The sequence below is a fragment of the Acholeplasma hippikon genome (assembly GCF_900660755.1).
In the GTDB taxonomy this organism is placed as follows: Bacteria; Bacillota_I; Bacilli_A; order Acholeplasmatales; family Acholeplasmataceae; genus Acholeplasma; species Acholeplasma hippikon.
Genome location: NZ_LR215050.1, coordinates 779,932 through 805,734 on the forward strand (window position 1 = coordinate 779,932; position 25,803 = coordinate 805,734).

Sequence of the window (25,803 nt, forward strand, 5' to 3'; positions counted from 1 at the left end):
ATTGGGCTGTAATGATACAAAAATTATTTTAGGGGGTAATTTATGAATCTTAAAATTACAGGATTAAGACTAGGTATTCTCATCCTCTTCTTGTTGATGTTTTCGATAGAACTTATTCCAGGTAGTGCAACACTTAGGTCTGCTTACTTGGTAGGAGGAGAAACTGTATATGCTTATTATTACTATAATTTTATTTCTCTAGAAGCATTTGGCATGGGTTATATTACAGGTTTACCAATTGCCCTATTAACACTTCTTTCAACTATTCTCTATGTTCTATATCTACGTAATAATCATTTGAATACATTAAATCTGGTTAGACTATTAACATTTTTAATTTCTCTACTTTGTATTTTAAATTTAATGTTTTTTGTAAAAGATTTCTTCACAATTACACTTTGTGTCCTCCCAATTGTTATATACGGGTTAATTAGATTACTTTACTATATTAAGATGAAGGATATCAAAGATTTTTATGAATCACATCAAAAAACTATTTAAACAAAAACCATATAACAATAAAGGACAAGATCAATTATTTACAAAGGCAATGAAAGAAAATTGCCTTTTTCACTATCAAAGTTCAGAAACTTATAGAAGAATTTGTATAAGTCAAAACTTTCACCCAGACCAAATTAAAACAATTGATGATTTAGAAAAAATACCTATTATTCCAACCGCTTATCTTAAACAAAATGAAATGTTAAGTGTAGATAAAAAGAAACTAAAAATAAAAGTTACATCCAGTGGAACTAGTGGTAAAAAATCAGTGGTTGGTTTTGACTTAAAAAGTATTTTCATGGGTTTACGTATGCTACTTAGATTAGGCAAATATCATAAACTATTTTCACTTAAGCCATCACGTTTTATTGTGATGGGGTATGAATACACAAAAAAGACAAGTATTGCTATTTCCAAAAGTACTTATGTTTATACATTTTTCTCACCAGCATTATCTAAAGACTATGCACTTAAGTATATTAATGGTGAATACAAATTAGATTTAGAAAATATTAAACAAAAGTTAATAAAATACAGTAAAAAGAAAGCACCCGTTAGAATCAATGGTTTCCCAAGCTATACTTACTTTTTATTAAAACAAATGAAAGATGAAGGTTTCAAACTAAAACTACCAAAAGGTTCTATGTTATCTACTGGTGGTGGTTGGAAACAATTTCAAAATGAACAAATTGATAAAAACACATTTTATGATTTAGTAAATGATGTTGTAGGTATACCCCATGAAAAAATCTTTGAGTTCTTCTCTGCTGTTGAACACCCTGTTTTATATGTTGATTGTAAGTACCACCATTTTCATGTACCTGCCTATGCACGTGTTTTAATTCGTGATGTGCATGATTTAAAAGTTATTGGGGCTAATAAAATAGGCTTAGTTAATTTGTTAAGCCCAATTGCAAATTCCATTCCACTTACAAGTATCATGACAGATGATTTAGGTATCCTACACGATACGCCTTGTCCATGTGGACTAACGACTCCTTATTTAGAACTTATTTCTAGAGTAGGTGTAAAAGATGTTGTTACTTGTGCACAAGGAGCTAGTGAATACTTAGTAGGAGGTGCAAAATGATTTTATACCAAGGTAAAACTTATGAATCAACAAAAAAGGATGAACTACTTTCATCCCTTTATCTTGATATCTTAAAAACATTAAATGAAGAGTCTTTAGCTACAGAAACCGTCATTAACGCATGTGATACACTTTATAAAAAAATATTAAATCATGAATTTGATTCATATATTACACCTTTAACCCAAGAATCAAACATCTCAAATGAAGAATTACATGAGATGTTAAGTATTTTATCTAAAGAAGGATTAACTTATAAACTAGAAACTGAATTAGGTATTGATCATAAAAATTTAAAACCTTTAAATAACAGCACCAAAAGACGTTTTGAACCCATAGGAGTCTTACTTCATATTGCTGCAGGAAACATGGATTTTCTACCAATATACACTGTTATTGAAGGATTATTAGTAGGTAATATTAATTTAGTTAAATTATCTAGTCATGATAAAGGTTTATCTTTAAAATTAATTGATGAACTTTTAAAGATAGAACCTAAATTAACTAATTTTATTTATCTATTTGATATACCAAGTTCAGATATTTCATCACTCAAGAAATTAGCTGATATATCAAATGCTTTAGTTGTTTGGGGGAGCAATGAAGCAATCAAGTCAGTTAGATCATTAGCTAGTACAAACACAAAAATTATTGAGTGGGGACATAAACTAAGTTTTGCCTATGCAAATCATTCAACAACTGATACTGACTTAGTTAATTTAAGTCACCACATCTTAAAAACAAATCAAGTACTTTGTTCTTCTGTTCAAGGAATCTTCTATGATACAGATAATGAAGTTGAATTAACGACATTTGGTAAAAGATTTTTTGAAATCTTAAAAGAAACTTCTAAATCATATCCTAAAGATATTGGTATGATTGGTAGAAATACAATTCAAATTTATACCGAACAATTAAAAGAAAATAATAACTCCATCTACTTAAATGAAGATGGAGTGAGTGTTTGTATTAAGTTTGATCATGAATTAGCTTTATCATTTATGTTTAGAAATGTATGGGTAAAACCCTTAACAAAAGAAAACATTATTACAAAGTTTCACAAACATAAATATCATTTACAATCATGTGCGTTATTAGTGCATGATGAAACTAAAGATGAAGTGATAAGTAAACTTATACGTTCTGGTGTGCAAAGAATTACAGGACCAAATGCATCTAGATTTATCATCGGTGAAGCCCATGATGGAACTTACGCATTAAGAGAGTATGTTAATTTAATAGAAATAGACGAAAAATAGCACGTTATTGTGCTATTTTTTATTGAATATTTATTTGATTAATTGGGTTAGTTGCAGAAATAACTGAAATGCCTACAATCTGAGATACCAATCTAAAGACTGATTTCCCTTGATCTACTGTCATCTTAAAGAACTCTCTTTTATTTGCTTCAGTATTTTTCCTTAAATTTGGGTTGATTGTATCAATGATACTATGAATACTCTTTTCTAAAACTCTTGATTCTTCTAATGTTTTAGTAGTGATTAGTTCTTCTACTTTAAACGGTAATGGAATTGAAGTATTATAAAGTTCCTTTAGTCTTCTTTCAATATCATTCGAACTTCCAATTTTAACCCAACCTGGTATTGATTCATTAGATAATAAATAAACCACTTCACTTTTTGTTTCAATAGTTTCTTTTTTATTTATTTCCTTTTCGATCAGTTGATATTTACCACCACTTAAGAAATTAAGTAAACCTTTGTCTCTTAGGTTTTGAAGTATTTGTCTTAATTTATCTTTAATATGAAAGTTTTCTGGATAAACCGTTTTAAAATACGCTTCAAAGTCATAAATTTCTTGAAGTGTAAAAACTCTATGTTTAAAATTTCTACTTATTAATGTATATACGATATAATTCCAACCACTTAATTTAGGTGTCATATGTTAATCCCTCTATTCATGTATTGTTATTACTAATTTTATAACATGTTATATATAATTACTCTAGTTTATCAATCCCACAAAAATCTAAACTAAGTGCTCTCTTTAACACAATCATTGTCTTATAAGCATCATCAACACTCTTATGACTAGTTAAATCTATGCCTTCATCTTTAAGTAGTTCTTTAGGTATATTTGCTAATTTACCTGTATAACCACCATATTCTTTACTAATCTTTATGACATCATATGCTTTTACTTCAATTGGTTCTAACCCATATCTTTCATATGCTTGTTTAATAAACTTAATATCCCCACTAACGTTATAACCAAAAATAGCCTTATAATCATTTAAAAGGATATTTTCTATTTTTTTGTATTGTCCTAAGAAATTAGGATATTCTAAGTACTTTTCTTTTGGATAAGGTAATTTGATTCTTGAGTTCTTCTTAAAGAAGTACCAATCAAATTCATCGTCAGGATTAATAATTAAATCATCTTTTTCTAATACATTAAATGCTGTGTCTGTTACTACATATCCAAATGAGCACATCTTGCAGATTCCATCTTTAGTATTTGCACATTCAATGTCAAAAAATAAATATTTCAATGTGCTCACCTCTATTTCTAAGCTATTAAGTCATTTTTTATATATATTCTAATTAAAACTTATCTTTATATTTATTATATCAATAAAAATAAGAAAGACTTACGCTTTCTTATGTATTATCTCATCAATATGTTCATATATTTCTAATGGTTTATAAACAAAGTATGTAGAATTAGGATGAATGTTCTTTTTATTCTTTAAAAAATCTTCATTATTCGCTAAACCTAGTAAATGTTCAGTAAGTTTCTCATGATATAACTTCACCCTAGGATCTAATTTAAAATTCTTAGTCTTTAACATATTAAGAAGTTCATCAACCATTTCTTGATTATATCTCGAATGATAAAAGTGAATGAGTTGATTATATAGGATAAATCCTTCTTCAGTTAATGGTAAACTCTTATGAATGTTTTTCATCTTATCTTCTACTTTAGTACATCCGATTTGTCCATTAAATGTAACTTCACTTAAATACTCTGTAAAGATTGCTCCTTTATTACCACCATATAAACTACCGAATGTTTCTAACTGACTAACAACTTTTGGCCATAAGTATTTCTTAGAATCTAAATCTTCACCAAACATACTCGTTGCCTGAATTAGATAAGCTAATTTAAAGACTTCATCATCTTTAATTTTCTTATGTGCAACATAATCTCCGTACATACCTTGATGACTAATTTTACTTGATTTAACAACCAAAAATGTCATGATGGTTGTGACAACCATATAAGTAAATAAAAACCCATTTAATAAGTAAAATTCAAACATTAAGAAGAATGCCCAAATGATAAATGCGATAACCCCATAAACTAAGCTTGTGTTAGGTCCTGCAATTAATACGCGTTGCATGATTTCAACATATTTGTCTTCATCTTCTTTACTTCTAATGTTTACATGATCTGGTATAACAATACCACCTAACATTAAAGCAAACTTAGGAACAAATCTAATTCTCCAGCCACGCTCTAATCTTACAAAAGCTATTCCAAGTGCATAGATTGCTTTTATTTTAATACCTCGTCTAACAAATGCCATTAAATGGCCTAGTTCATGGATTAAGATACATAAAAATAAAGAAAAAATTACGTAAATAATGTGAACATAAAAAGGCACAGATTTTAATCCATTTAAGAAATGTTCCCAAAATTTCGCGTAAATTAAATGAGAATTTAACATTCCTAAAACAAAACCTATTGAAATTATCACTAAAATAGATATAATTTTCTTCTTCATTTTCTTACTTCCTTCATATGCCAATTATAACATAAATATTTTTTAATTTTTTTTAGAAAAAATGTTGACACTCTCAAGAATATTTGTTATCATATAAAGGCAGTCAGTCGTCGGCGTCGTATAATGGTTATTACACGTGCTTGCCAAGCATGAGACGGGGGTCCGATTCCCCTCGCCGGCTCCAGAATATAATACACAGCGAGTATTTCTACTACATGATAAGAATGTTAGAGAGATACTTATTTTTTTATTTCAAGGTAAAACATATGGGTTTTACAATAGTGATTATAAAACATATGAGTTTTAAAATCAAGCGAAATGATAAAAAAGGAGTAAATAATGAAATACAAAGTAAAGATTCAAGAATTAAGAAAAGAAAAGGGGCTATCTCAACAAGAATTAGCTGATAAATTAAATATTTCTCAAATGATGATTTCTAAATATGAAAATAAAAGCATAGATCCTTCTCTTGAAAGATTAGTTGAGATTGCTTCTATTTTAGATGTGAGTTTAGATGAATTGGTTGAATTCAATAAAATACATGATAAGTATTCAAAAGAAATAAAAAATAAATGATAACTAATGGGGGATAAAATATGTATATAAGTATTGCTGATAAAGAAAGCATATTAAATTTTAATTTAAATTATGAAATTGAAAGATTAGAAGAGTATTTTTATAAATTTTCATTAATAGAAAAAGATCTTTCATATTATTTTGAACGTTTTCCAAATAAGAAACATAGAAGTTCATTTAGAGATTATTATAATTACGTAGAAGAAATTTATGAAAATTCAGTATATGATGAAAGATATTTAATACTATCTGATTTTTTAATAAATATAGCTTTATTTGGAAAATTTATAAGAGATACAACTGGAATTGAAAAGCCAAGGATAAATCAAATTTTATTAGAATTTGAAAGAATTTATTATATCTTAAGTAAATTAAATTTCGAAGTCAAAATTGAAAATTCAGGAACTTATAATGTAACAGCTAGAATATTACATAAAGACCAATTAGCCGAATTTGTTGCCTCCAAAATAAATAATACTAAAGTTACAAAAAATATTCTTGAATTTTTAGAATATAATTTAAGCCTAGATAGGAAACAAGATATATTAGAAGAATTATATAAGTATTACGAAGGAATAAAAAATGGTGGTAATGCTGGACAAATACTTCAAACACTTTTTAATAATGGATTAAGACATGAAGCAGATAACAAAGTAAAATGTCAAGCTATCAAAGAATATATTAATGAAAATAGAGAATATGTTATTAATGAAAGTTTTAAACTAATGATTGAGGCCTTTTATAGTGAAATTAATTCTCCATTTAAAAAAATTATTCTTGATTTACAAAGATAAAAAGCCGTAATTAAAACGGCTTCTTTTTTTTAATATGGATAATATTCATTAAAGTCTTTATTAACCATAAAGTCATCTACTTCTAAATAGATCATTGTCATTTTAATATCTGAATGGCCAAGTAGCTTTTGAATAGTTGTTATTGGACATCCCATTCTCAATAATTTAGTTGCGAAAGTCTTTCTTAATCTATGTGGATGAACGTTACCTGAATCAAGATTTAGTGCTGAATTCAACCTGTCAAAAAAATGATATAAAGAGTGTTTAGTCATTCTAGAATCATTATAATAATTCCACATTAAATATTCATGATTAATATCATAATTAAGTTTCAGCAAATCTTCCGATAATGATCCAAACTTAACTACTCTTTTCTTACCTGATTTCGTTTCATCCAAGAAAATATACCTTGAAGAAAAATCAATGTTCTTATTTTTTATTTCAATTAATTCATTGATTCTAACCCCAGTATCTAACATTAAAAGTATAGCTAATATCCAGGATCTATTTGAAGTTTTGTATATATCTAATGAGTTTAAATAGTTCAAAATAACATTTAATTCATTATCAGGTATAGTTCTAAACGAATCAGTATCATCATTTAATTTTCTTCTTCTAACAATATTACAATTGATATTAAAATGCTTTATCACAGTATAAAATGCTGATATATAGTCATTACTTTTGCTATTCTTTTTTTTAGATACAAACTTCATATATCTAACAATCTGATCATGACTATCTTCATTTAATTCTTCAAAATAAGTAATTTTCATTTGGTCAAACACTTGATTAAAATATATAAATACTTTTTTATAATAATTTAAGGTTCCTTTTTTTCTATATAGTTGGCAATAATCTAAATATTTATCAAAATATACACTAATTTCTTTCATAAAAATCTCCCTATTATTTCTAAGTCCAGTAGCGAAACCCAAAAATAATTATCTAATAAAATTTGTCCTAAAACATCTTATTCTATAAAAGAAAAGGTAATCACAAAGTAATTACCTTTAGCTTTAAAATATATTGCCAATCAATCCTGATACTAAGAGTGCAAATACTGTTAATATTATGAAAACTATGAACCCTAAAGGGGTAATTGATTCCTTAAATGAATACTGAACATTTCTAACTGTTCTTGTAACTGGTGCTACTAAACTAAAGAAAAATATAAATATCCCAAATGGAAGTATCCAAGAAAGATTATTCCAAATCCATAGAACAATATCAAATAACCATTGGAAAGGCATATTTATTTACCTTTATACTTTTCAATAGATAACGCTACGTATCCATCATTTAATCCTTGTTCAAAATTTAGAACATGAGTAATGATATATTTAGTTACTGCTTGTTCAATTATTTCATAATCATTATTAATGATTGTAAATTGAATCAGATCACCCTCACGATATCCTCTATCATTCTTTCTGATCTCACACTTTTTCTTACCTAAGTGAACATCAATATAGAATCTTTTAAATATTTTTAAATCGTGAACAGTCTTTGGTTTTTCAATAAAATATTGTCCATTATTTTTAACTGGCACTGCGTTTTGTTCATTAGTATCAGGATTAGAAATAAATACAAAATCATTCATATTAACTAAACCATCCTTTACTTAGTGCTAATATCAATAATCCAATAATAAATAATATACTTAAAACAGCAATTAGTGGAGAAACTCCGGATTGATAATTTCCTCGACTTCTTCTAACATACACATTTCTTACTACTGGTCGTGCAGCTGATGGTCTACTAAATAATAGAATCAATACTAAAATGATAATAACGATTACTAAAATTAAAATTAAATTAAAATTTGATTCAGTTTCATTTTTAATACCATCAATTTTAGGTTGAACAACAATTTTCAAATTCATATCTTCTCCAACTGTTGTATAAAGCTTACCATCCGTTTCATAAACCATTTCAATTATCTTTAAGTTTCTTGGATCATCAGGATTGGCTTCATTATTATAAAATTCAGTTTGCACTTTTCCAATCCATCCCATATCAAGAGATTTACCCTCTTGTAACGCAAAAGCCCAAACTTTATATCTTGGATTATCCTTGATATTAATGAATTTAGAATCAACCGATGAATAAGCAAGTTCTAATTCACTCTTAGTAATATTGTAATAAGACTGCTGACTATAAAAATCTACTGATTCTATTCTAGGCATTGTTAATATTGTGTTTTTTCTAATATTAGCAAATATTAAGTTCCAGCCGGGAATCCAATATGACCAATGCGATGATAAATCTCTATATTCTAAGTATTTATCATTGGTATATGTCCAGCTGTAAGTAGTCCAATCAGTACGCTTATCGACTATACCAAACCAATTCTTAGTATGTTGTCTTGAAGTATAAGTTAAAGTAGTTGATAATACATTATCCATAATGAAACTATCAACATAATAATAAGCTACTAACACTCCCTCATTATTTTGTTTAATATATGCATAGGCATTATATTTATCAATACTCTTTAATTCGTTTGTATTCAGATCCCAAATAACGTGTGGAACAAATGCTGGTTCAAGTTCGGAATCAGCACTTAAAATATCTCTTAAATATAATCTATCCTTTGATTTATTAATGTAAATTTGAGGTTTATTTTCTTTATTTAAAAAGTAAGCTTCATGTGTATTAAACAAACTCATGTCGGTAGAATCAGTAAAATTAAAACTAATTAAATAAGGATTTCCTTGATACCAAATTGTAACATCGACCTTATAATCATCTACTTCAAAGAATACATTACCTAATAAATTATCATCAGTTGTTGGCAAATCACCAACAGTAGTTTCTTCAGGTGGATTTGTTGTTGAAGAATGTCTTAATGTAACAATAGATTCATAGCCTCTATCTTTAAGAAAACTAACATTATCAATCCAAGTTTGATTAAACGATAATCTAAATGAAGCTGTATATAATCGAAGTCTATTTGCGTATGTATTTTCTATTGTAGGATTACCATTAATAATTGTCTTAATCTTTTGATGAGTATCATATGATAATTGACCACCTTTTTTATACAGATCTAATCCACCTACGATTTGCATCCATTTACCTGAAGTTTCCATATTTCTTGGAGTATTTAGTTTATATGTTGATAATTCTCCTGAAGCTGTATTTGATAATGTTGCATATCCTGATGGAGTTGTTGATGACTTGGACTCATAAAAGTATAAATAGACCATATCAAATATATTCGTTTCAGTTGTACCATCATAATGAATAACATAGTTTGGAACTTCTACATATTGTAAAATTTCAGCATCAATAAATACTTTAGGAGAGTTAACATAAATAAATGAATCAAACACATCTGCTCCTGTTGTATAAGTCCATCCAGTATCAGTTAGATAATATGCTACTTCAGGGTTAGACCATCCAATATCTTGAATTGAAAATGCTGTATTAATATCGTAATCAGTTGTAAATTCATATGCATACACATTAGGAATGAACAAGATCATTGACATTAAAACTAATAGTGATATATATATTTTTTTAAATTTCATTATTTTTCCCTTTCCAAAAATTAAGGTGGTGATTTAACACCACCCTAATGATTAATATCTTCTTCTCTTAGGTAAAGCTGAAATACCAAATCCAATAATAATTACAATACCTAATCCAATTAGAGTAGTTTCAAATGGATTTTCTTTAATAAATGAACCTACTTTTTCAAAGAAGTTTTGTTCAGGTTCAATAACAATCGGTGTAGTATTTTCATTAGAAACAACTTCAATATCTAAATTCTTTATTCCCTCGTTACCTGATGAATCCGAATATCCAATTGTCACTGAATAGAATCCTGCAGTATCTTCATGACCAGTATATTCATCAATAATGAAATTAATTTGTGTTGTTGAATTAATATTTAACTGCCCAGTTGCAACTAATAAATCTAAGATTTGTTGTCTAGTTAATGTTGCTGGAGAAATTAATTTAATTGATACACCATTTTGAATATACCAAACTGGAGGAATATTATCGGCTACTGTAACAGTAACTGTATGAGTTGCTGTATTTCCTTTAGAGTCTTTTACTTCAAAGACAATTGTGTATGATCCAGTAATATTTCCTTTACCAGTATAGTTATCAGTCTTAACTGTGATTTGTGCTTTCTTATCGCCCTCTTTAACATCATTAGCTGAAAGTTGAGCCTTAATATCATTAACTGTTAAAATCGAATTATTAGGTTTAGTAATTGCTGTTGGACCACTAAATACTGGAGCAACATCATCAATTACTCTGACCTGTTTAGTAAATGTTGCTTTATTACCTGAACTATCAGTTACTGAATAGACAACAGTATATGTTCCTAAATTTGTTTTATTTGATGTATATCCATCACTTTCAACAACAATATTTGAAGCATTTAAATTATCTACGTTATCAGTTACAGTTAATGTAGATTTAAATGTATTAATATTCCATGTTTGAGTATATGAAATATCAGCAATTGATGTATTACCTGTAATAACTGGTTTTGTTACATCGACCACTTGAACATTAACCACTAAAGTTGACTCATTTTGAGCAGTATCTTTAACTGAGAATGTGATTTGATATGTACCTAATGTTGAACTATTAGCTGTATAGTTTTCAGATTTAACTGTAATTCTATTTGTAATGTTTCCATCAGTTTCATCATAAGCACTTAAGTATCCTTGGAAGAATGAAACTGGTTTTGGATCATCTACTGAAACAACAAATGTTTCCTGACCACTAATTGCTGGTCTTGTATTGTCCGGAATTATATATGAAGTAGTTGCTGTAATTGTAAAACTTTTAGCATCCGGAATCTCAGTAATCATACCTGACATAAATCTTGCAAATCCACCATCTGAAGCAGTTGCTGGATTATATGTTACGAATGTAATTGAATTGAAAACTCCATCGATCATTACTAAATCATCACCAAGTTCAATCATAAACCCACCATATGGTTGAGCATAAATCCCAACAGCATATGTTCTATATTGGATTCCGTTTGCTACGAATGAAATTTGTTGGCTGTAATCTAGCATTTCAATCCACATAGACTCTGAAGCATTATAATTCTGACCATTAATCGTAACCCTTAACGGATATGTTTCAGCTGCAAAAGTCTTTTGCGTAGTCATTGCTACACCTAATAAACTAAATAAAACTAAAATTAAATGAATCGTTTTTTTCATTTTTTATCTCCTATTTATTTTTTATGTTATAATGAGTGTGTAACGTATAGATACGTAGAATTAATTTTCTATAATACGTTACTTTTTTTATTTATAAGGTCTTTTTTTTACTTTTTCGATAATTCTACGGTTTTTACTACCTATAACCATTTTGGTTTTTTCATTAGTAAAAACCTTTTTTTTATCTTTTTTTGGATATGGCAGAATATAAGATTTCAATTTATCCTCTCTATTAAAATTTTCTTTTAATTCAATGTTTTTTACATTATGAGTTTTCTTTGAATGTGTAATACTTATATATCCATATTCTTTACCCAGATCATCATATACTAATGCTGGATGTTTAGATCGATGATTAAACATAAATTTACTGCGTTTTAATCTAGGCATTTAATCTCCTATTTTTACACCCAACTTAATGGTGGTAATTTTTCAATGTTATAACAAACCCAACAACACGCTTTATTAAATGCTGTGGTTTTTCCTAAAAATTTAATTCTATCTTTAAAGATAATTATTGAAATCTTATCTTTATATTTTTCATATAGATTAGCTCTATATTTTGTTTCTAAAGTTGATAAAGGCAGTAATAGTGCAAATGATTTAATCTGACCTTTATCAATTAAATCAAACGAACGTTTAATAATCTCATTCTGTTGTTCAAAAGGAGGATTACTTATCATCAAATCACAATTATCAGGTGGATTCGTGATAAAGAAATCATTCCCTAAATCATCAAAAATATGTGTAGCTTTATATTTAATATTTAATTCTTCAGCTTTATATTTAAATTCGCTATCATAATTATTAAATGGTAACCAAACACTTTTAAAGTCGCTAATTCCAATTAAGTTATATATTTGTTCAACGACTTTCCTAGGAGTTGCAACATGATTCTTATCAATCAAACAATTTTCTTCATATGTAATAGGAATTAATTGATTCATCATAATCCTCAAACTTTATATCTAATCTTTTGACTTCTTTTTTATCAACATCAAGTTCAATAAATGTTATGTTGTTATTCTTCAAAAGAGTTGTTATTTCTTGTATTAAATCATTTAATGTATCTAAAATTTTATATTTATCTTTAATCATCTTAGTTCCTCAAGTCTTTCATTAAAGAATAATAGAGCTAAATTATAATCTTTAAATGTTTCATATCCCCATGGAGTATAAACTATAAAATGGATTAAAAATGGAGATGTAAACTTTACTAAAATAATATTATCCGAGTTAAATATCACTTCTGTTTTAATTGCCATAATAAATTCCTCTTATCTATCTTTTTTTGTTGTTACTTTTTCGACTACAACTTCAGAGTCGTAAAACTATTAAATGTTAAATATTTGAATATATTCCAATACGCAGCTTACTGGTATTGCATATGCTGTAATGAATTGTCCTTGATCAGTTGATGATACTCCAAAATTAATACCTACTAATTTTCCATATCTATCAAATAATCCTCCACCACTAAAGCCTCTTTCTATTTCACAAGAATGGTCAATAATATCAAACTGTGAATTAGCAAATTTTCCTAAGCCATTAAAATATCCCATTTCAATCTTTTTCTCATCATTAACATAGCCTATTGATGTTACTAAATCCGAAATGTTTAAGGGGCTAACCCGAATTATCACTGGTGATAATTCAACTTCCGTTTTAGTAAATTTAATTAATGCTAAATCATAAAATTGAGATATCAATTTATGTGAAGTATTAATTACCATGATTTCACCATCATACTGATTTCCATAAAAGTCTGTTAATTTTAATTCAACAGCTGTGAAATCAGGATGATTAATCGCATGATAATTTGTTACTACGTAATAGAAATTATCATCGGATGAAATAATAACTGCTGAAGCATTAGCTTCTAGTTGTTCATTATTTCTGACCAATTTATAATTCAATTTCATAACTGATTGATTAGCAGTAGGTGAATTATCTTCAATACCTGGATCAGTTATTACTTCTTTTTCTTTTGGCTCAATTAAGAATATTCCTAGTCCAATAAAGACTACTGCAATTATTAAGATAATTTTCTTCATAATTACCTCTTTAGAGGGTTACCATAAATTGTTAAACCTTTTAAATGCATTTCTTTTTTATGATCCATCAATGCTTTAAAATCAGCTTCATAATAAGGTACTCTATCTTTAAGAGTTGGTATATTTTTATAATCCTTAACTTTTTTCTTTTGATTCAAAATTCTTTCTACGAAACCCTGTTTTTCTTTCATCGAAAGCTTAGAGGTTTTCATTCGCTCTAATGTTCTTTTTGTCATCACATAGCTATCTATAACATCACTATCAAAATGATTCATCAGATCACATCCTTATTTTTAGTTTTCAGTTCTAATGTTCTTCTATTTTCTCTTCCTAAATCCTCATAATACTTATCAAAATAATTATTTACATTAGAAAGAGATATTTTATTTTCATCGTTTATATCTTGAGTTAACATAACGTATGATAAGACTTCACAGACATCCGTTCTATTTTCATAAGGTATTTGAGGAAGTCCATCCGATACATACATTTCTTTTAAAATATTTTGTTCAAAACTAATATCAGCAAGTGTCTTTTCCGGTTTACCCATCTTTCTTAAATAAGCATTTAATCTATTAAGATGTTTTTGTTTAAACTTACTATCTCCCATTAGTTGGTACATTGCATTTCCAAAATCTCCATCATATGCATAGTACATTTCTAATAGCGTAGTAGCCATATCACTGTTAAACCACTTTATTTTTTTCTCAATCGTAGTATCAATCTTATTTTTACTTCTTAAATCTATTTTTTCTAAACTATCCGTAAATTCTTTCCATGCCGGTAAAGTATTCCATCTTCTCTTGTTGTCATCATTTGGATTGAATTCTTTTATATCTAAACAAGTCAGTAAAAGCTGTTTTGCATAAGACATAAATGTTTGTGAATCATCATGATCAACTGATACCGTATAAAGTTCCATTACCTGTAGTGCTTTTTCATCAGTAAATCTCATTTCATAACGATACCAAACCGGAGTATTTAAATCAGGTTGATCCATCTGATCACGTTCTAATCTTTTATCATATATTTGAAGTTGATTAGAGCCTCTAGCTCCAAACGTTAATGTAAAACCTTGAGATTCACTTGCTTCCCCTAATGTCCATCCCCTATGTAATGTAACTGTTCTAAATTGAGTTACAACATGGTTTTGTTCTACATAAGGAAGAATTTGATATGGTGTGATGATATTTCCATCATAATCATCAATGGCTAAGTCTAATCGACCAACCTTAATAAATGAATCGCCATGGAATCTAAAGAATTGAAATAGTTTGACCCAATTTCCACCCATGATTTCAAAAGCTCTACAACCCTGACCAGTTAATGTAAGTGTAATTGGATATTTTTCTCGCTTATTTTGATTTCCACCATAAAATAACCAAATAAATTCATCTACATAATAACCATGCAAGTAACCAAACTGACCTTTTGGCATTCTTTCTAAATTATTGATATTTGTATTTCTTTTTAACAAACCCAACAATTCATTAAGCAGTGGTGAATTCATATCCAACTCATAATAAAACTTATCGTTCTTTTTGACATCAATGAAATCAAACGTTACTTGAAACCAGTCAATCTTAACTTCTTTTCCATGAACGTAGTTATCTAAGAAAAAATCATGATTTGTACAGGTAAGGGGGCTGTTAGACCCCCCCCACGAAACTTTTAAATCATTTTTACTTTCCATTTTCATTAGATTCATTCGCTCCTGGATCAACATTATTGAGAGTTTCTTCTTTCATTTTTAAATGATTTTCTTGATATAACTCATTTCTATAACGTTGTTCACTTATAAAGCGAAGATAAGATCTAATGATGAAAAAGTAAACGAGGAGTAAGTGTATAATATTTGAAAAAATAATAATTATTATTGCCCTAGTTAAACTCAAAATTACCATCTCCATTCTCTTTATCATCACTATCCGTTTGATCAAAGAACTTATTATTGGTAAATGGATTAACTACTTCTGATCTAGTATTTGAATTTCTTAATAAATCTTGTTGCATTGAAGCGTATAGATGTGTATTGTAAGTACCCCAACAATATGTTGTAGGTATGCAAAGTTTAATATAATCACGCTCAGCTGTTGCTCTTTCGATATCTTCAGCTTTATCAATCATATATCCTGTATAAACATTCAGACCAATTGAATCAAAAAAATTCTTATGGTAATAAAGTTTATTTTCTTGTTTACGAATGATTCCAACTTTTGCGTGTCTAATATCATATATTTCATGAAAAGTAAGATAATCTTTTCTAAGTAATCTTCTAAAAAGATGACCAAAGGATATTGGATAAACAACCAATAATGTATAGATTTTAACTGGAAGAAAATAGATGAATTCAATCGTTTTATAAAGCAGTTTATAATTCCCAATTGTGTAAACACTCTGATCAAGAATAACGTGTGTATGTGTTAGATTTCTATACTTCTTAACCTCATCCATAACATCTTGTTTGGTTGTAATAATCCAGTTTCTTTCCTGATGGATTTGACCAAACTTTCTTCGATATTCTTTAGCTCCTGATTCATCTTTTAAATCTTCTAAATATTTCATTGCTCCGGCTTCATCAGTAACTTCATCTATAAGTAATACCATCCAATCTAAGATGGAATAATCCTTATCTCTATAAGCTTTTCTAATGGATAACCAATCCGTATTTAAATTCATATTGAACTGATGAGTAATATTAGAATAAATTGGAGTTTTAGATTGAACAAAGTTTCTTCTAATGTTCAAACAATAAAATCCAAATATATAATCAATAAATAACTTTCTGACCGTTACATTACCAATCATGTTGAAATGTAGGGTATCGCCATTCAATTCATATAAATCTAACATCTGATCAGCGATTAATTCAATGTCAGGGAAATCCTTTTCGATAAGTTTAGCTGCAATAATAGAATCAAATTGATTGAAATCTATTTTTACAAAAATTCGTTTTATCTTTAAAAGTAAATCTTCAATTTTTTGAATAATTAAAAGCTGACAAACTGATGATAATCCGGATTGGAAAGATGTTTTACCAACACGAATTTTTCCATTGATACCAATTATCCATCCAATAATACTTTGAATAATTCCAACTGTTCTATCAAACAGTCTTTTTAATCTAATACTTCTAACTTTTACTAAAAATAAAGGAAGTATTAGAACTAAATATATAACACCAAATTTGATTAAAACGGTATTTGTCATGTCTAAGACTTCCTTTATGTATTATTTATTTATCAAATTTAGAATGTAAATTCGGATTCATCCGATTCTACTTCTCCAATAGCTTCAGGTCTTTCAATCCAATTTACTTTATAAGGTTTCTTAGCACGATCTAATAATTTACCTTGTTCTGATAATGTTTCTAAAATCTTAACTTGTTGTGGATTTAAGAATTGAACGTGGTACTTATACTGTTTGAAAACAACTTCGATTGAATAGTATTCTTTATCACTATTTAAATATTTCCCTTTAACAAATCGAATTGCAACTGGATGTAACCATTCATTAACTTGTTTTCCTTGTTCATCTTTTTCTTTTAATCCTAATTCCAACATGATTGAAATGAATGTATCAGGTAAGAAATAAGATAATTGTCTTGATTTACCGTTTGCATTTCTCATTGATGAAAGTAAAGGAATATATAATGTTGTAGGTTCTAAAGGTAAGATGATTCCAGTATTCAGACCACTTGCATTAATTGATCTTCTAAATTTAGCATTAATAATTGGTAAATTTTTTACATCTTCATTTGTTAAGTTTTTTAATTCAACAAATTTTGGTTGTTCAACTACAACCTTAGTTTCTTTTTTTGTTTGTTTCTCTAAGTTTTCCATTTTAAATTTTCTCCTAATTTAATTTATATTTTGTTGTTACTTTTTCGACTACAACTTCCGAGTCGCTCTATATAAGAGAAATTGGCTGAACCCCTCGTTGCATTTAACCAAATATGGTACTTAACTAATCCCAACAATCCAACTAGTAGTTTTTGGCACCATGTGAATAGCATTTGCTAAATAACTTTTTATAAGTTTAATGTTCAATCAAACTACTTCTTGAGTTTTCTATCTTGTCTAGCAAGTTTTTCTCTAAACTTATTATCCTTAAGTACTTTTTCCTTAAAGATTGCTTTTTTCTCAGATCTAGTTAATCTTCGATTTTCATTACGCATTTTTATTGAACAAGTGTTATGGTAATTAGCTTTAATGTTATAAATTGGCTTTTGTTCTTCATAAATGAATTTCAAGCCATAATTCAAAGCTAATCTAGAATGAGCGTTTACGCTTCTATCAAAGGCTAATTTTTCTTGTTTAGTCATAAATCAACCTATAATATCGTATCTAGCTTTTTGACCTTTATGTTTTGTCTTTAAGATAGTAATTGAATCATTCTGACCATAACCTTTTTTTGGATTGATACCTTTCTTATAAACATCAATCACCATTGAATTTGGACCGGAGCCTTTACTTCTTACAACCAGTCCTTTGTTATCAAGAATATGTTTTTCTCGATAACCAATGCCAGATCTTTTAATTTCAGATATTTCATCTTTTCTTAATCTATAAAACGGCATTTAATATCACCCTTTTCTATAATATTTTTTACGTTTGTTATCTTTTTTAGATACAGCAAGTAATACAACTGTAACAACCAAGATACCAATTAAATACCAGTGCCAATATAAACTCATATGTTCAGGTAAAGTTTCAGTAAAGAATTCAACTAATTTGTTAGTTGTTTCAACTACTTCTTCAGCTGGAACTTCAGGCACTTCAGTTAAAATGATTGGTAACATAAACCCTCCTTTTTTAAGTCATTTGACTATTTATTAACTTTAATAATTGGTTGAGAGAAATCTCTCTTATAAACAACTTTACGGTCGCCAAATCTAGTAGTATAAGAAGTTATAGCTTCTTGACCAACTTTGTAATCAAAGTTTTTTCTAATAGTTGATTTCGCTCCTAACGATTTATCGAATTTACTATTAAACTTCCAATGATCAACATTTAGTTTCTGATCGTTAAGTCTTTCTTTCTTTATTAGTTTTGAACCCTGATATTCAAATTTATCCAGTGTTCCATAAAGATCAGGTTGATAACTAGATTTCCTTTTTGCCATTAAATTTCTCCTTTCGTTAATTTATAAAAATAAGTGAGATAAATACTCTAGTCTGAGAAGTATTTACCTCACTTATAATTCAGACTATTTTATTAAGTTTCCAAAGAACAAAAAAGAGAGATTTCTCTCTCTATCATTATTCTTATCAATAGTGCTGAATGTGTCCGATTCCCCTCGCCGGCTCCAGTTAGATATTAAACAAGGATTCCTAAATGGAATCCTTTTTTTATTGTTAATTTCTAAAAATGTTTTCTCTGTGCCATTTTAAAAACTTCTTATCTGGGTAGTCCCCACCATAAGTATTTATTTTTCTATCCTTATATTTATATAAATAATCAGATAATACTTTATCTTTAACTTCTTTAGAAATTAATAATTTATAATTATCATCAAATGATACATATCCAGCATCAAAAGCCTTATCAAATATAGGAGATAAGCAAATTCCGTTTTTCGGATTAATTCTATTTTCTTTATCAACTGCCCATGGAATTATATGAGAAGCAATTAAGAAGTCTCTGTGTGTAATGCCTGTGACGGCACAAGTGTTTTTATAATTCATCTTTACTTTTTTAGCAAATGCTTGTTGAGCAGCACCACGCACTTTTGTTACTACTTCTTTACTCTCATATGAAAAGACACCAGCTTCAATTTTATTTAAAACTTCAATTTCCTCATTTAATTCATCTGCACTTCTTTCATCAAATTCAAGTCGGTATGAATTTGTTTTTTGAAAATTAATCATATTAATAAAATCATCTTTTGAAATTTGTGTCATACCATACTGATTGAAAAAGTGTGCCCAACCTTCTTGTTTTCGTTCTTTAAATTTCCACTTAAATTCTAAAAGGTCCTTACCTAGTAGAAACTCTTCAAAAACATAAGGTTTGGAGATGATAGCTTTCATAGAGGTTCCATTTTTGATGATTTGTTCAACTTTACCAGCACCAAAAAAATAAAACATGTTATTTTTTGTAGCTCTATTTGGTTTTCTATATAAGAAGAGATCTCCTTCTTTAACTCGATTATATTTACTACTGTCCCACGAATACGTTCTAAAATCTTCATCTTCATGGGTGTTATGCCCTGTATCAAAAATAAAATAACTTGTATTTAAGTTTTTTAACTCTTCTTCAAAAATTTTATTCATTTATTAAATTACCATTGCCTTTCGTTACTTATTCCCTTAATAATTCAAGTTGATTATAATACAACATTTGTAAGATTCTATATTTTTCTACTTTCAATCTAAAAAACTCTCATATATTCCAATTGTCATCCCAAATGAGAATAATGAAATGATGAATAATTCAATACCTAATTGGAATAAATCCCTTCCTAACTTTAATATATCTAATTCAGCTTGTTGTGCTGGATTAGAGATTACAACTTCAGTTAATAGCGATCCATATACCATGAATCCTCCTGCTACAAATAACACAGTAAAGAAGATAGGCATTAAGATTCTATAGAATTTATGATTTCTAAATTTAACTAAAAAATAACATACAAAAGAAAGTATGCCTGCAATAATGAGTTGAGAGAGTCCAAACATCAAATAAAATATGATATTAATATCACCTAGACTTGATATTTTTAACGTGACAAACTCTAAACTAATGACCAATACCAAGTAGAGTAAAAATGCTGAAACCATAAAAATAAATGTTTTCTTTTTCATTTCATATCCCCCGATACGTATTCTATTACCTTTATTTTACCACGATTAATGGTCCTTTTATGTAATGGGTGAATTTTATTTATATCAAATGTCTTATCTTTTGATATAATATTTTTGCACATTAAATTACGATTAATTACAATTAATTAAATAAGGAGTATTATGCAGAAATTAAAATCAGCAAAATTTTGGGTTGCTAATCTTATTATTTCATTTGGTATCTCATTAGTGATGAGTATTGCTGCACCACTAATCCAAGGTTATTCATTAGTATTAAAAAATGTTTTATTATTCAGTTTATATAATGGTTTAGTCTCAGCAACAATTGGAGCCTTTATTCCATTAAGAGAATTTAGTATCTTAATTATTCGTATCTTTACAAAAGAAAAGAATGATTTTGTTATTGGACTTGTATTTAACTTTATATTAACTGCAATTTTAAGTTTTACAGCATCAGTTTATGCTAATAGCTTAACCTATGAACATTTCATTATTACCTTAAAAGTATTCCCATGGTTAGTATTTGTAGCATATACTGCTGAGTTCTTCTTTGTAAGACTTGCAACTAAAGTTATTAATCTTTGGTAAAGAAAAAGGATGCCACAGCTCTACTCTGTAACATCCTTTTTTTGTTTTTTTCTAAGTGCGATAATACACAATACTTCAAAAATCATTAAAATTACAATATCAGTATTTGTAACAATTACTATACGTAAAGCCAAATAAATACCTGATAGACTCTTCCAACTAAAATCTAGATTTGCTATTATCCCCGCTATTAATTCAAATACTGATCCAAATGGCATCAAATACATGATTAAAGTAAATATAAAAATAAGTGTTACAATTTTTCTTAATAAAAACCTCATTTTATCCCCTCTTTTAACTCTTGTTTTAGTTATATTTTATCACTACAATTATGACTTATTATTCTTTTATCTATAAGGTCTAAATTCGTCTTATTAAAAAAGCATGAGTTTTTTTACTCATGCTTTATTCTTTTACTTCTTCTTTAAAACTAACATAACTAGTAACTGAAAAATCATTAACATCATTAAGTCATTGGCTTGAATAATGATTGATCGAATTGAATCATATAAAGCTACAAGCCAATCTATACTAAAGGCAAACTCTCCAAACACTTCAACAATAGAATCAAAATTATTAACAAATTGTAAACCGTATAAAACAGCTGTTATGATGAATAATACAAAGAAAACCATTCTTAAGATTGCTTTCATATGAATCCTCCTAAAGATTAAATTTTTGCTTCATTATAATGCTAAATTTTAAAAAGTGCTACAGATTTATCTTATGATTCATGATTAATCTACTAAATAATAGACTTGAAGTTGAGTTGTTATCGGCTGGTTATGTGCATCATAAAATAAATTACCTATCCAAATAATTGATACATAATCATTTTGGTTATAATGCATTTCAGTAACCGGAGTTATATGGTTATATTTATTAATTTTTGCTGAGTCATATAAATTAGTAAAATGTTTCCCTTTTGGATCTGAAACAATGTCGCACTTCATGTTAATCATTAAACCATTTTCAGTATCTTTTGCCAAACGCATAATGAGGTTTATATCAAACTCATTAATACGCTCCATAAAAATACTAATTTCAGTATCATCAGGACTTGGTTTTACTTTTGTTGGTAAACTAACAAAGATAACTTTGAACTGATACCAAAAACCTGTACTTTGATACAATATAAGTGTATGCAGGAGGGATCACATGAAAGATAAAAAGAAAACAAATAGACTATGGAGCGGAGAATTCAAATTAAAGGTCGTTTTAGACATCATTGAAAATGAACTCTCATACAGTCAAGCAGCGTCTAAATATGATATGTATTTATCATCAGGGAGTCTAAACGATACATTGCCTGCAAGATAGGTATATCAGTATAGACTCTATGGGAAAGAGCGTTTCTTTCAAACTCCAAAAGATTGATATTTTACTATTTAATCTTATTGTATCATCTTTTTAAAAATAAAGAAAAAAGTCCTATAAAAAGGACCCTTACTTATTCTTTAAATATTTATCTTTATATAAAAGTTTATCTGCCGCTGTAATTGCTTCTTCTAATGAGTTATAATCACTAAATGAAATAACACTCATTGAAATATTTACTACAGGTAGATAATTTGCTGCATAATTTATAAATTGATTTTTAATGTTTTCTAAATGTGCTTCTAAACATGATTTATTACCATAATAGATAATTGCGAATTCATCTCCACCCCAACGTGCGAGAATATGTTGACTAGGGTTAATCGCCTGACGCATAAAGTTACTTAAGACACGTAATGCTTCATCACCTATTGAATGTCCATATGAGTCATTCAATTGTTTAAAGTTATCAATATCAATGAACCCTAATTGTGCATTCGTGATATTGTACTTAACAATATCTTGAATGGCTTTATTAAAACCTCTTCTGTTATAAAGTGTGGTTAAGACATCAATGTTTGCTTGATCGTCTAATCTTTGGTTTAATTTAGCATATTCATTTGCATACTGAATCAAAATATAAATCGCTGATAACATAATAAATGGAATTTGAATCAGTTGGTCTAAGAAATAGGATTCATCTGTAAATAAATCCGTTGGCATCTTAAAGTGATAATCTAAAAAGTGTAGAATCACAAATACTGTTAAAAGTGATGCTAAAAAGAATATTCTTTTCACACCTGAGAATAATAAACTAACTAAAATGACTGTAAGCATTAAATAACTAAAAGTTACATTTTTAGAACTTCCAGTTTCAATAAACCCAAGTGGAATAAAAATCCAAATGATAATGAAAAATAAAATAAACTTAGTTGTTTCTTTGGCTCTATTATTTTCAAATAATGCAAGTGAAACCGTACAAGTAATTAATAGAACTAACCACTTAATATTTTCTACAATCGGTAAACCACCCATGAAATTACCAGTAATCGCAATTACTGATAAAATCAATCCAATGAAAAGAGCTGTTTTATAAAGTTTTGTGTGTACGATTTGATCTGTCGTGCTGCTTCTTTTCAAGATAAACTCCTAAATACTTTTTACTTTATTAGCAATAAAATAAGGTCATAAATAAATGGAGCAGTTATTACAGTGATAATCCCTGTAATGATTAATGACAATGTCGCCATGCTCGCATCTAAATCTCCAAACTCTAATGCCTTCGATGTGCCTACAGCATGTGCTGCAGAACCTAGTGCTAACCCTCTTGCGATTGGTTCTTTAATGCCAAAGATCTTAAACATATTCGGCGCTAAAACTGCACCTAAAACACCCGTTAAAACAACGATTACAACCGTTAAACTCACATTACCACCTAAAGATAAACTAATATCTTTTGCAATTGCAGTTGTAACGGATTTAGGAATAAAGGTTGCAACCATTTCTGGTGTTGATTTTAAGATAAACGTAATTAAAATAATACATAAAGCATGTGCAAATACGCCAGATAAGATTGAAACGGTAACAACTTTCCAGTGTTTTTTTAACATACCTAATTTCTCGTAAAGTGGGATTGCTAATGAAACTGTTGCGGGTCCAATTAAATAGGTAATAACACTTGATCCAACTTCATAATCTTTATAGTCAATATTACCCATTAAAAGTACGATAATTATTGTAACACTAGTTAATAATAAAGGATTTAATAATGCAATTTTAGTTCGATTTTGTATATATAAAAATGTTATATATACGCCAATTGTGAGAGGTAACGCCCAAATTAATGTACTCATTTTCTAATACTCCTTTGTGCGATTAATCCTGTTGTAATTAAAGTTATTAAAGTTGATACAACTAAAACTAAAATAATTTCAATCCAATGTAATTTGATTAGTTCAAAATACCTCATCAAACCCACACAAAGTGGTACAAATAAAAAGGCCATATATTTTTGTAAGAAACTACTTACTTCTTTTAAATGACTTGGTTTAATTAAACCAAATAATAAAGAGATAAACAAGAGTAAAAGACCAATTAAACTTCCAGGGAAATTAAATGGTAAAACACTTGCGATAAGCTCTCCTAAAAAGGTAAAAAGCATCAGTATAAATATTTGAAATAATATTTTCATATAAAACTCACCTAACAATTTTGCTTTCCGATTTATTATATATGAAACGAAAATAGAATGCTTGTTTTTCTATAATATTTTCATACTTGGAAAAATTGTTTTTAAATTTTTCATATGGAAAGAAAAAAACCCTAGGTTGCCCTAAGGATTTTAACTATTTTCTCTTTGTAATTAAATTTAATACAGCAATGAATACGATCGCTCCTAAGATGGATGTGAAGAACCCTGTCCAAGAAAGCGTTGTTGTAGTAAAACTCTTAAATCCGGTACCAGCCCACCCTGCTAAGAATGAACCAATAATACCTACAACAATATCACCAATTAAACCTCTTTTATCTTTTAATACCCATCCAGCAATTGTACCTGCAGCAGCACCAAATAATAACCATAAAAGTATATTAACCATTTATAATCTCCTTTATTTAATCGTTAGTAGCAAGTAAAAATACTTGAGTTAATCCACCTAAAATTGTTGGTATTGCAGCAAAAATCACGCCATTTAACATTTTAGGTTCAAACGTTAATGAATCTCCAATATTCCATGCCATAAACTGTGGAATCATAAATAACATAATTGCACTCACTACAAATGCTGCTAAGCTTAAGATATTAAATAATCTGTTGCCTTTGCCCATGACATTGGATAGTAAAGCTAAAATACCACCTGCAAGCGGTAATAAGTATGCTAACATCACACCGAAGTTAGGATCTAAGTTATCATTACCAAATGCTGCATCAAATCCACTGACTTCAACAGTTGTGATTAAAACATTGTAACTAACAACCTTTAATCCTGCAAGTGCTAAAGGTAAAATACCTAAAACTAATGCGAAAACACTCATGATTTGTCTAATATTTAAACCACTGTTACTTCTTTTTTTCATTTCATCACCTTCCCTTTAATAATTTTATTGTACTATCTATGTCCTCATTTTACA

Annotated in this window: 37 protein-coding genes and 1 tRNA gene; 8 read left to right on the forward strand and 30 right to left on the reverse strand. The window is 28.2% G+C overall.

All coding sequences use genetic code 11. The features are described 5' to 3' along the window. The first annotated feature begins 42 nt into the window (after positions 1-42). The 3 genes from EXC59_RS03795 to EXC59_RS03805 are packed head-to-tail and all read left to right on the forward strand — an operon-like array spanning position 43 to position 2,850. Positions 43-501, forward strand: coding sequence for a hypothetical protein (locus tag EXC59_RS03795; protein ID WP_035368352.1), 459 nt, complete (start codon positions 43-45; stop codon positions 499-501). Continuing rightward, positions 476-1,591, forward strand: a complete 1,116-nt coding sequence (locus EXC59_RS03800; protein WP_162163885.1) for a LuxE/PaaK family acyltransferase — start codon at positions 476-478, stop codon at positions 1,589-1,591. The genes EXC59_RS03795 and EXC59_RS03800 overlap by 26 nt, the downstream gene beginning before the upstream one ends. Next, positions 1,588-2,850 (forward strand): acyl-CoA reductase, encoded by a 1,263-nt coding sequence (locus EXC59_RS03805; RefSeq protein ID WP_035368354.1) that lies wholly within the window; start codon positions 1,588-1,590, stop codon positions 2,848-2,850. Before EXC59_RS03800 ends, EXC59_RS03805 begins: the two co-directional genes overlap by 4 nt. Positions 2,851-2,869: 19 nt before the next feature. Here EXC59_RS03805 and EXC59_RS03810 read toward each other — a convergent pair whose 3' ends face one another. The 3 genes from EXC59_RS03810 to EXC59_RS03820 all read right to left on the reverse strand — a co-directional run bounded on the left by EXC59_RS03810 (position 2,870) and on the right by EXC59_RS03820 (position 5,339). Next, positions 2,870-3,493, reverse strand: a complete 624-nt coding sequence (locus EXC59_RS03810; protein WP_035368356.1) for a GIY-YIG nuclease family protein — start codon at positions 3,491-3,493, stop codon at positions 2,870-2,872. Positions 3,494-3,551: 58 nt separating this feature from the next. Beyond that, entirely contained in the window at positions 3,552-4,103 is a 552-nt protein-coding gene (locus EXC59_RS03815; RefSeq protein ID WP_035368358.1) for a 3'-5' exonuclease family protein, read from the reverse strand. Positions 4,104-4,202: 99 nt separating this feature from the next. Continuing rightward, a complete protein-coding gene (locus EXC59_RS03820; RefSeq protein WP_035368361.1) occupies positions 4,203-5,339 on the reverse strand; it encodes a M50 family metallopeptidase in 1,137 nt (378 codons plus the stop codon). Positions 5,340-5,448: 109 nt separating this feature from the next. Between EXC59_RS03820 and EXC59_RS03825 the strand changes: the two genes are divergently transcribed. From EXC59_RS03825 to EXC59_RS03835, 3 genes are all read left to right on the forward strand, one after another. Beyond that, positions 5,449-5,523: transfer RNA gene (locus EXC59_RS03825), tRNA-Gly, on the forward strand. Positions 5,524-5,678: 155 nt separating this feature from the next. Beyond that, the gene (locus EXC59_RS03830; RefSeq protein ID WP_162163886.1) at positions 5,679-5,915 is read left to right on the forward strand and encodes a helix-turn-helix domain-containing protein; all 237 of its coding nucleotides are present in this window, start codon (positions 5,679-5,681) and stop codon (positions 5,913-5,915) included. Between the two features lie 20 nt (positions 5,916-5,935). Further along, entirely contained in the window at positions 5,936-6,709 is a 774-nt protein-coding gene (locus EXC59_RS03835; RefSeq protein WP_035368363.1) for a hypothetical protein, read from the forward strand. 29 nt (positions 6,710-6,738) lie between these two features. Here the strand turns inward: EXC59_RS03835 and EXC59_RS03840 are convergent, their stop codons facing one another. From EXC59_RS03840 to EXC59_RS03920, 19 genes are all read right to left on the reverse strand, one after another. Continuing rightward, positions 6,739-7,605 carry a tyrosine-type recombinase/integrase gene (locus tag EXC59_RS03840; RefSeq protein ID WP_051658926.1) on the reverse strand — a complete coding sequence of 289 codons (867 nt, stop codon included), beginning with the start codon at positions 7,603-7,605 and terminating at the stop codon, positions 6,739-6,741. A 359-nt stretch (positions 7,606-7,964) separates the two neighbouring features. Further along, a complete protein-coding gene (locus EXC59_RS03845) occupies positions 7,965-8,312 on the reverse strand; it encodes a DUF3850 domain-containing protein (protein WP_051658927.1) in 348 nt (115 codons plus the stop codon). Position 8,313: 1 nt separating this feature from the next. Beyond that, on the reverse strand, positions 8,314-10,245 hold the full coding sequence (locus EXC59_RS03850; protein WP_035368365.1) for a hypothetical protein: 1,932 nt from the start codon (positions 10,243-10,245) through the stop codon (positions 8,314-8,316). Between the two features lie 51 nt (positions 10,246-10,296). Next, positions 10,297-11,910 (reverse strand): immunoglobulin-like domain-containing protein, encoded by a 1,614-nt coding sequence (locus EXC59_RS03855; RefSeq protein ID WP_035368367.1) that lies wholly within the window; start codon positions 11,908-11,910, stop codon positions 10,297-10,299. Positions 11,911-11,997: 87 nt separating this feature from the next. After that, positions 11,998-12,300 (reverse strand): hypothetical protein, encoded by a 303-nt coding sequence (locus tag EXC59_RS03860; protein WP_035368368.1) that lies wholly within the window; start codon positions 12,298-12,300, stop codon positions 11,998-12,000. Positions 12,301-12,314: 14 nt separating this feature from the next. Continuing rightward, complete coding sequence (locus EXC59_RS03865; protein WP_051658928.1) at positions 12,315-12,857, reverse strand: hypothetical protein; 543 nt, start codon at positions 12,855-12,857, stop codon at positions 12,315-12,317. Further along, complete coding sequence (locus EXC59_RS07105) at positions 12,829-13,008, reverse strand: hypothetical protein (RefSeq protein WP_162163887.1); 180 nt, start codon at positions 13,006-13,008, stop codon at positions 12,829-12,831. The genes EXC59_RS03865 and EXC59_RS07105 overlap by 29 nt, the downstream gene beginning before the upstream one ends. Continuing rightward, on the reverse strand, positions 13,005-13,175 hold the full coding sequence (locus EXC59_RS03870; protein ID WP_162163888.1) for a hypothetical protein: 171 nt from the start codon (positions 13,173-13,175) through the stop codon (positions 13,005-13,007). Before EXC59_RS03870 ends, EXC59_RS07105 begins: the two co-directional genes overlap by 4 nt. Before the next feature lie 69 nt (positions 13,176-13,244). Then, the gene (locus tag EXC59_RS03875; protein WP_035368374.1) at positions 13,245-13,964 is read right to left on the reverse strand and encodes a S1 family peptidase; all 720 of its coding nucleotides are present in this window, start codon (positions 13,962-13,964) and stop codon (positions 13,245-13,247) included. A 2-nt stretch (positions 13,965-13,966) separates the two neighbouring features. Continuing rightward, positions 13,967-14,239 (reverse strand): hypothetical protein, encoded by a 273-nt coding sequence (locus tag EXC59_RS03880; RefSeq protein ID WP_035368376.1) that lies wholly within the window; start codon positions 14,237-14,239, stop codon positions 13,967-13,969. Then, positions 14,239-15,657, reverse strand: a complete 1,419-nt coding sequence (locus EXC59_RS03885) for a replication initiation factor domain-containing protein (RefSeq protein WP_162163889.1) — start codon at positions 15,655-15,657, stop codon at positions 14,239-14,241. Before EXC59_RS03885 ends, EXC59_RS03880 begins: the two co-directional genes overlap by 1 nt. A gap of 188 nt (positions 15,658-15,845) precedes the next feature. Continuing rightward, on the reverse strand, positions 15,846-17,174 hold the full coding sequence (locus tag EXC59_RS03890) for a hypothetical protein (protein WP_035368381.1): 1,329 nt from the start codon (positions 17,172-17,174) through the stop codon (positions 15,846-15,848). Between the two features lie 38 nt (positions 17,175-17,212). Next, positions 17,213-17,806: a hypothetical protein gene (locus tag EXC59_RS03895; protein ID WP_035368382.1), complete on the reverse strand. Its 594-nt coding sequence runs from the start codon at positions 17,804-17,806 to the stop codon at positions 17,213-17,215. A gap of 212 nt (positions 17,807-18,018) precedes the next feature. Continuing rightward, positions 18,019-18,288, reverse strand: a complete 270-nt coding sequence (locus tag EXC59_RS07110; protein ID WP_162163890.1) for a hypothetical protein — start codon at positions 18,286-18,288, stop codon at positions 18,019-18,021. A gap of 3 nt (positions 18,289-18,291) precedes the next feature. After that, on the reverse strand, positions 18,292-18,543 hold the full coding sequence (locus tag EXC59_RS07115; protein WP_162163891.1) for a hypothetical protein: 252 nt from the start codon (positions 18,541-18,543) through the stop codon (positions 18,292-18,294). A gap of 6 nt (positions 18,544-18,549) precedes the next feature. Beyond that, complete coding sequence (locus tag EXC59_RS03905; RefSeq protein WP_162163892.1) at positions 18,550-18,765, reverse strand: hypothetical protein; 216 nt, start codon at positions 18,763-18,765, stop codon at positions 18,550-18,552. A 26-nt stretch (positions 18,766-18,791) separates the two neighbouring features. Then, positions 18,792-19,088: a hypothetical protein gene (locus EXC59_RS03910; protein ID WP_035368385.1), complete on the reverse strand. Its 297-nt coding sequence runs from the start codon at positions 19,086-19,088 to the stop codon at positions 18,792-18,794. A 232-nt stretch (positions 19,089-19,320) separates the two neighbouring features. Beyond that, the gene (locus tag EXC59_RS03915; protein WP_035368386.1) at positions 19,321-20,238 is read right to left on the reverse strand and encodes an HNH endonuclease; all 918 of its coding nucleotides are present in this window, start codon (positions 20,236-20,238) and stop codon (positions 19,321-19,323) included. A 93-nt stretch (positions 20,239-20,331) separates the two neighbouring features. Then, a complete protein-coding gene (locus EXC59_RS03920; RefSeq protein WP_162163893.1) occupies positions 20,332-20,769 on the reverse strand; it encodes a hypothetical protein in 438 nt (145 codons plus the stop codon). Between the two features lie 162 nt (positions 20,770-20,931). Between EXC59_RS03920 and EXC59_RS03925 the strand changes: the two genes are divergently transcribed. After that, positions 20,932-21,357 carry a hypothetical protein gene (locus EXC59_RS03925; protein WP_035368388.1) on the forward strand — a complete coding sequence of 142 codons (426 nt, stop codon included), beginning with the start codon at positions 20,932-20,934 and terminating at the stop codon, positions 21,355-21,357. Positions 21,358-21,377: 20 nt separating this feature from the next. Here the strand turns inward: EXC59_RS03925 and EXC59_RS03930 are convergent, their stop codons facing one another. The 3 genes from EXC59_RS03930 to EXC59_RS03940 all read right to left on the reverse strand — a co-directional run bounded on the left by EXC59_RS03930 (position 21,378) and on the right by EXC59_RS03940 (position 22,490). Further along, the gene (locus tag EXC59_RS03930) at positions 21,378-21,638 is read right to left on the reverse strand and encodes a hypothetical protein (protein ID WP_035368390.1); all 261 of its coding nucleotides are present in this window, start codon (positions 21,636-21,638) and stop codon (positions 21,378-21,380) included. A gap of 132 nt (positions 21,639-21,770) precedes the next feature. Then, positions 21,771-22,010 carry a hypothetical protein gene (locus tag EXC59_RS03935; RefSeq protein WP_035368392.1) on the reverse strand — a complete coding sequence of 80 codons (240 nt, stop codon included), beginning with the start codon at positions 22,008-22,010 and terminating at the stop codon, positions 21,771-21,773. Between the two features lie 84 nt (positions 22,011-22,094). Next, positions 22,095-22,490, reverse strand: coding sequence for a hypothetical protein (locus tag EXC59_RS03940; RefSeq protein WP_035368395.1), 396 nt, complete (start codon positions 22,488-22,490; stop codon positions 22,095-22,097). Between the two features lie 25 nt (positions 22,491-22,515). On the opposite strand from EXC59_RS03940, the gene EXC59_RS03945 reads away from it, so the two are divergent. Then, complete coding sequence (locus EXC59_RS03945) at positions 22,516-22,677, forward strand: transposase (protein ID WP_129614253.1); 162 nt, start codon at positions 22,516-22,518, stop codon at positions 22,675-22,677. 126 nt (positions 22,678-22,803) lie between these two features. Here the strand turns inward: EXC59_RS03945 and EXC59_RS03950 are convergent, their stop codons facing one another. The 5 genes from EXC59_RS03950 to EXC59_RS03970 form a co-directional block, all read right to left on the reverse strand. After that, positions 22,804-23,814 carry a GGDEF domain-containing protein gene (locus EXC59_RS03950; protein ID WP_035368396.1) on the reverse strand — a complete coding sequence of 337 codons (1,011 nt, stop codon included), beginning with the start codon at positions 23,812-23,814 and terminating at the stop codon, positions 22,804-22,806. Positions 23,815-23,834: 20 nt separating this feature from the next. Further along, complete coding sequence (locus EXC59_RS03955; RefSeq protein WP_035368397.1) at positions 23,835-24,527, reverse strand: LrgB family protein; 693 nt, start codon at positions 24,525-24,527, stop codon at positions 23,835-23,837. Next, a complete protein-coding gene (locus EXC59_RS03960; protein WP_162163894.1) occupies positions 24,524-24,865 on the reverse strand; it encodes a CidA/LrgA family protein in 342 nt (113 codons plus the stop codon). The genes EXC59_RS03955 and EXC59_RS03960 overlap by 4 nt, the downstream gene beginning before the upstream one ends. A gap of 154 nt (positions 24,866-25,019) precedes the next feature. Further along, a complete protein-coding gene (locus EXC59_RS03965) occupies positions 25,020-25,271 on the reverse strand; it encodes a GlsB/YeaQ/YmgE family stress response membrane protein (protein WP_035368400.1) in 252 nt (83 codons plus the stop codon). A gap of 16 nt (positions 25,272-25,287) precedes the next feature. Continuing rightward, positions 25,288-25,749 (reverse strand): hypothetical protein, encoded by a 462-nt coding sequence (locus tag EXC59_RS03970; protein WP_035368401.1) that lies wholly within the window; start codon positions 25,747-25,749, stop codon positions 25,288-25,290. Positions 25,750-25,803: the final 54 nt, after the last annotated feature.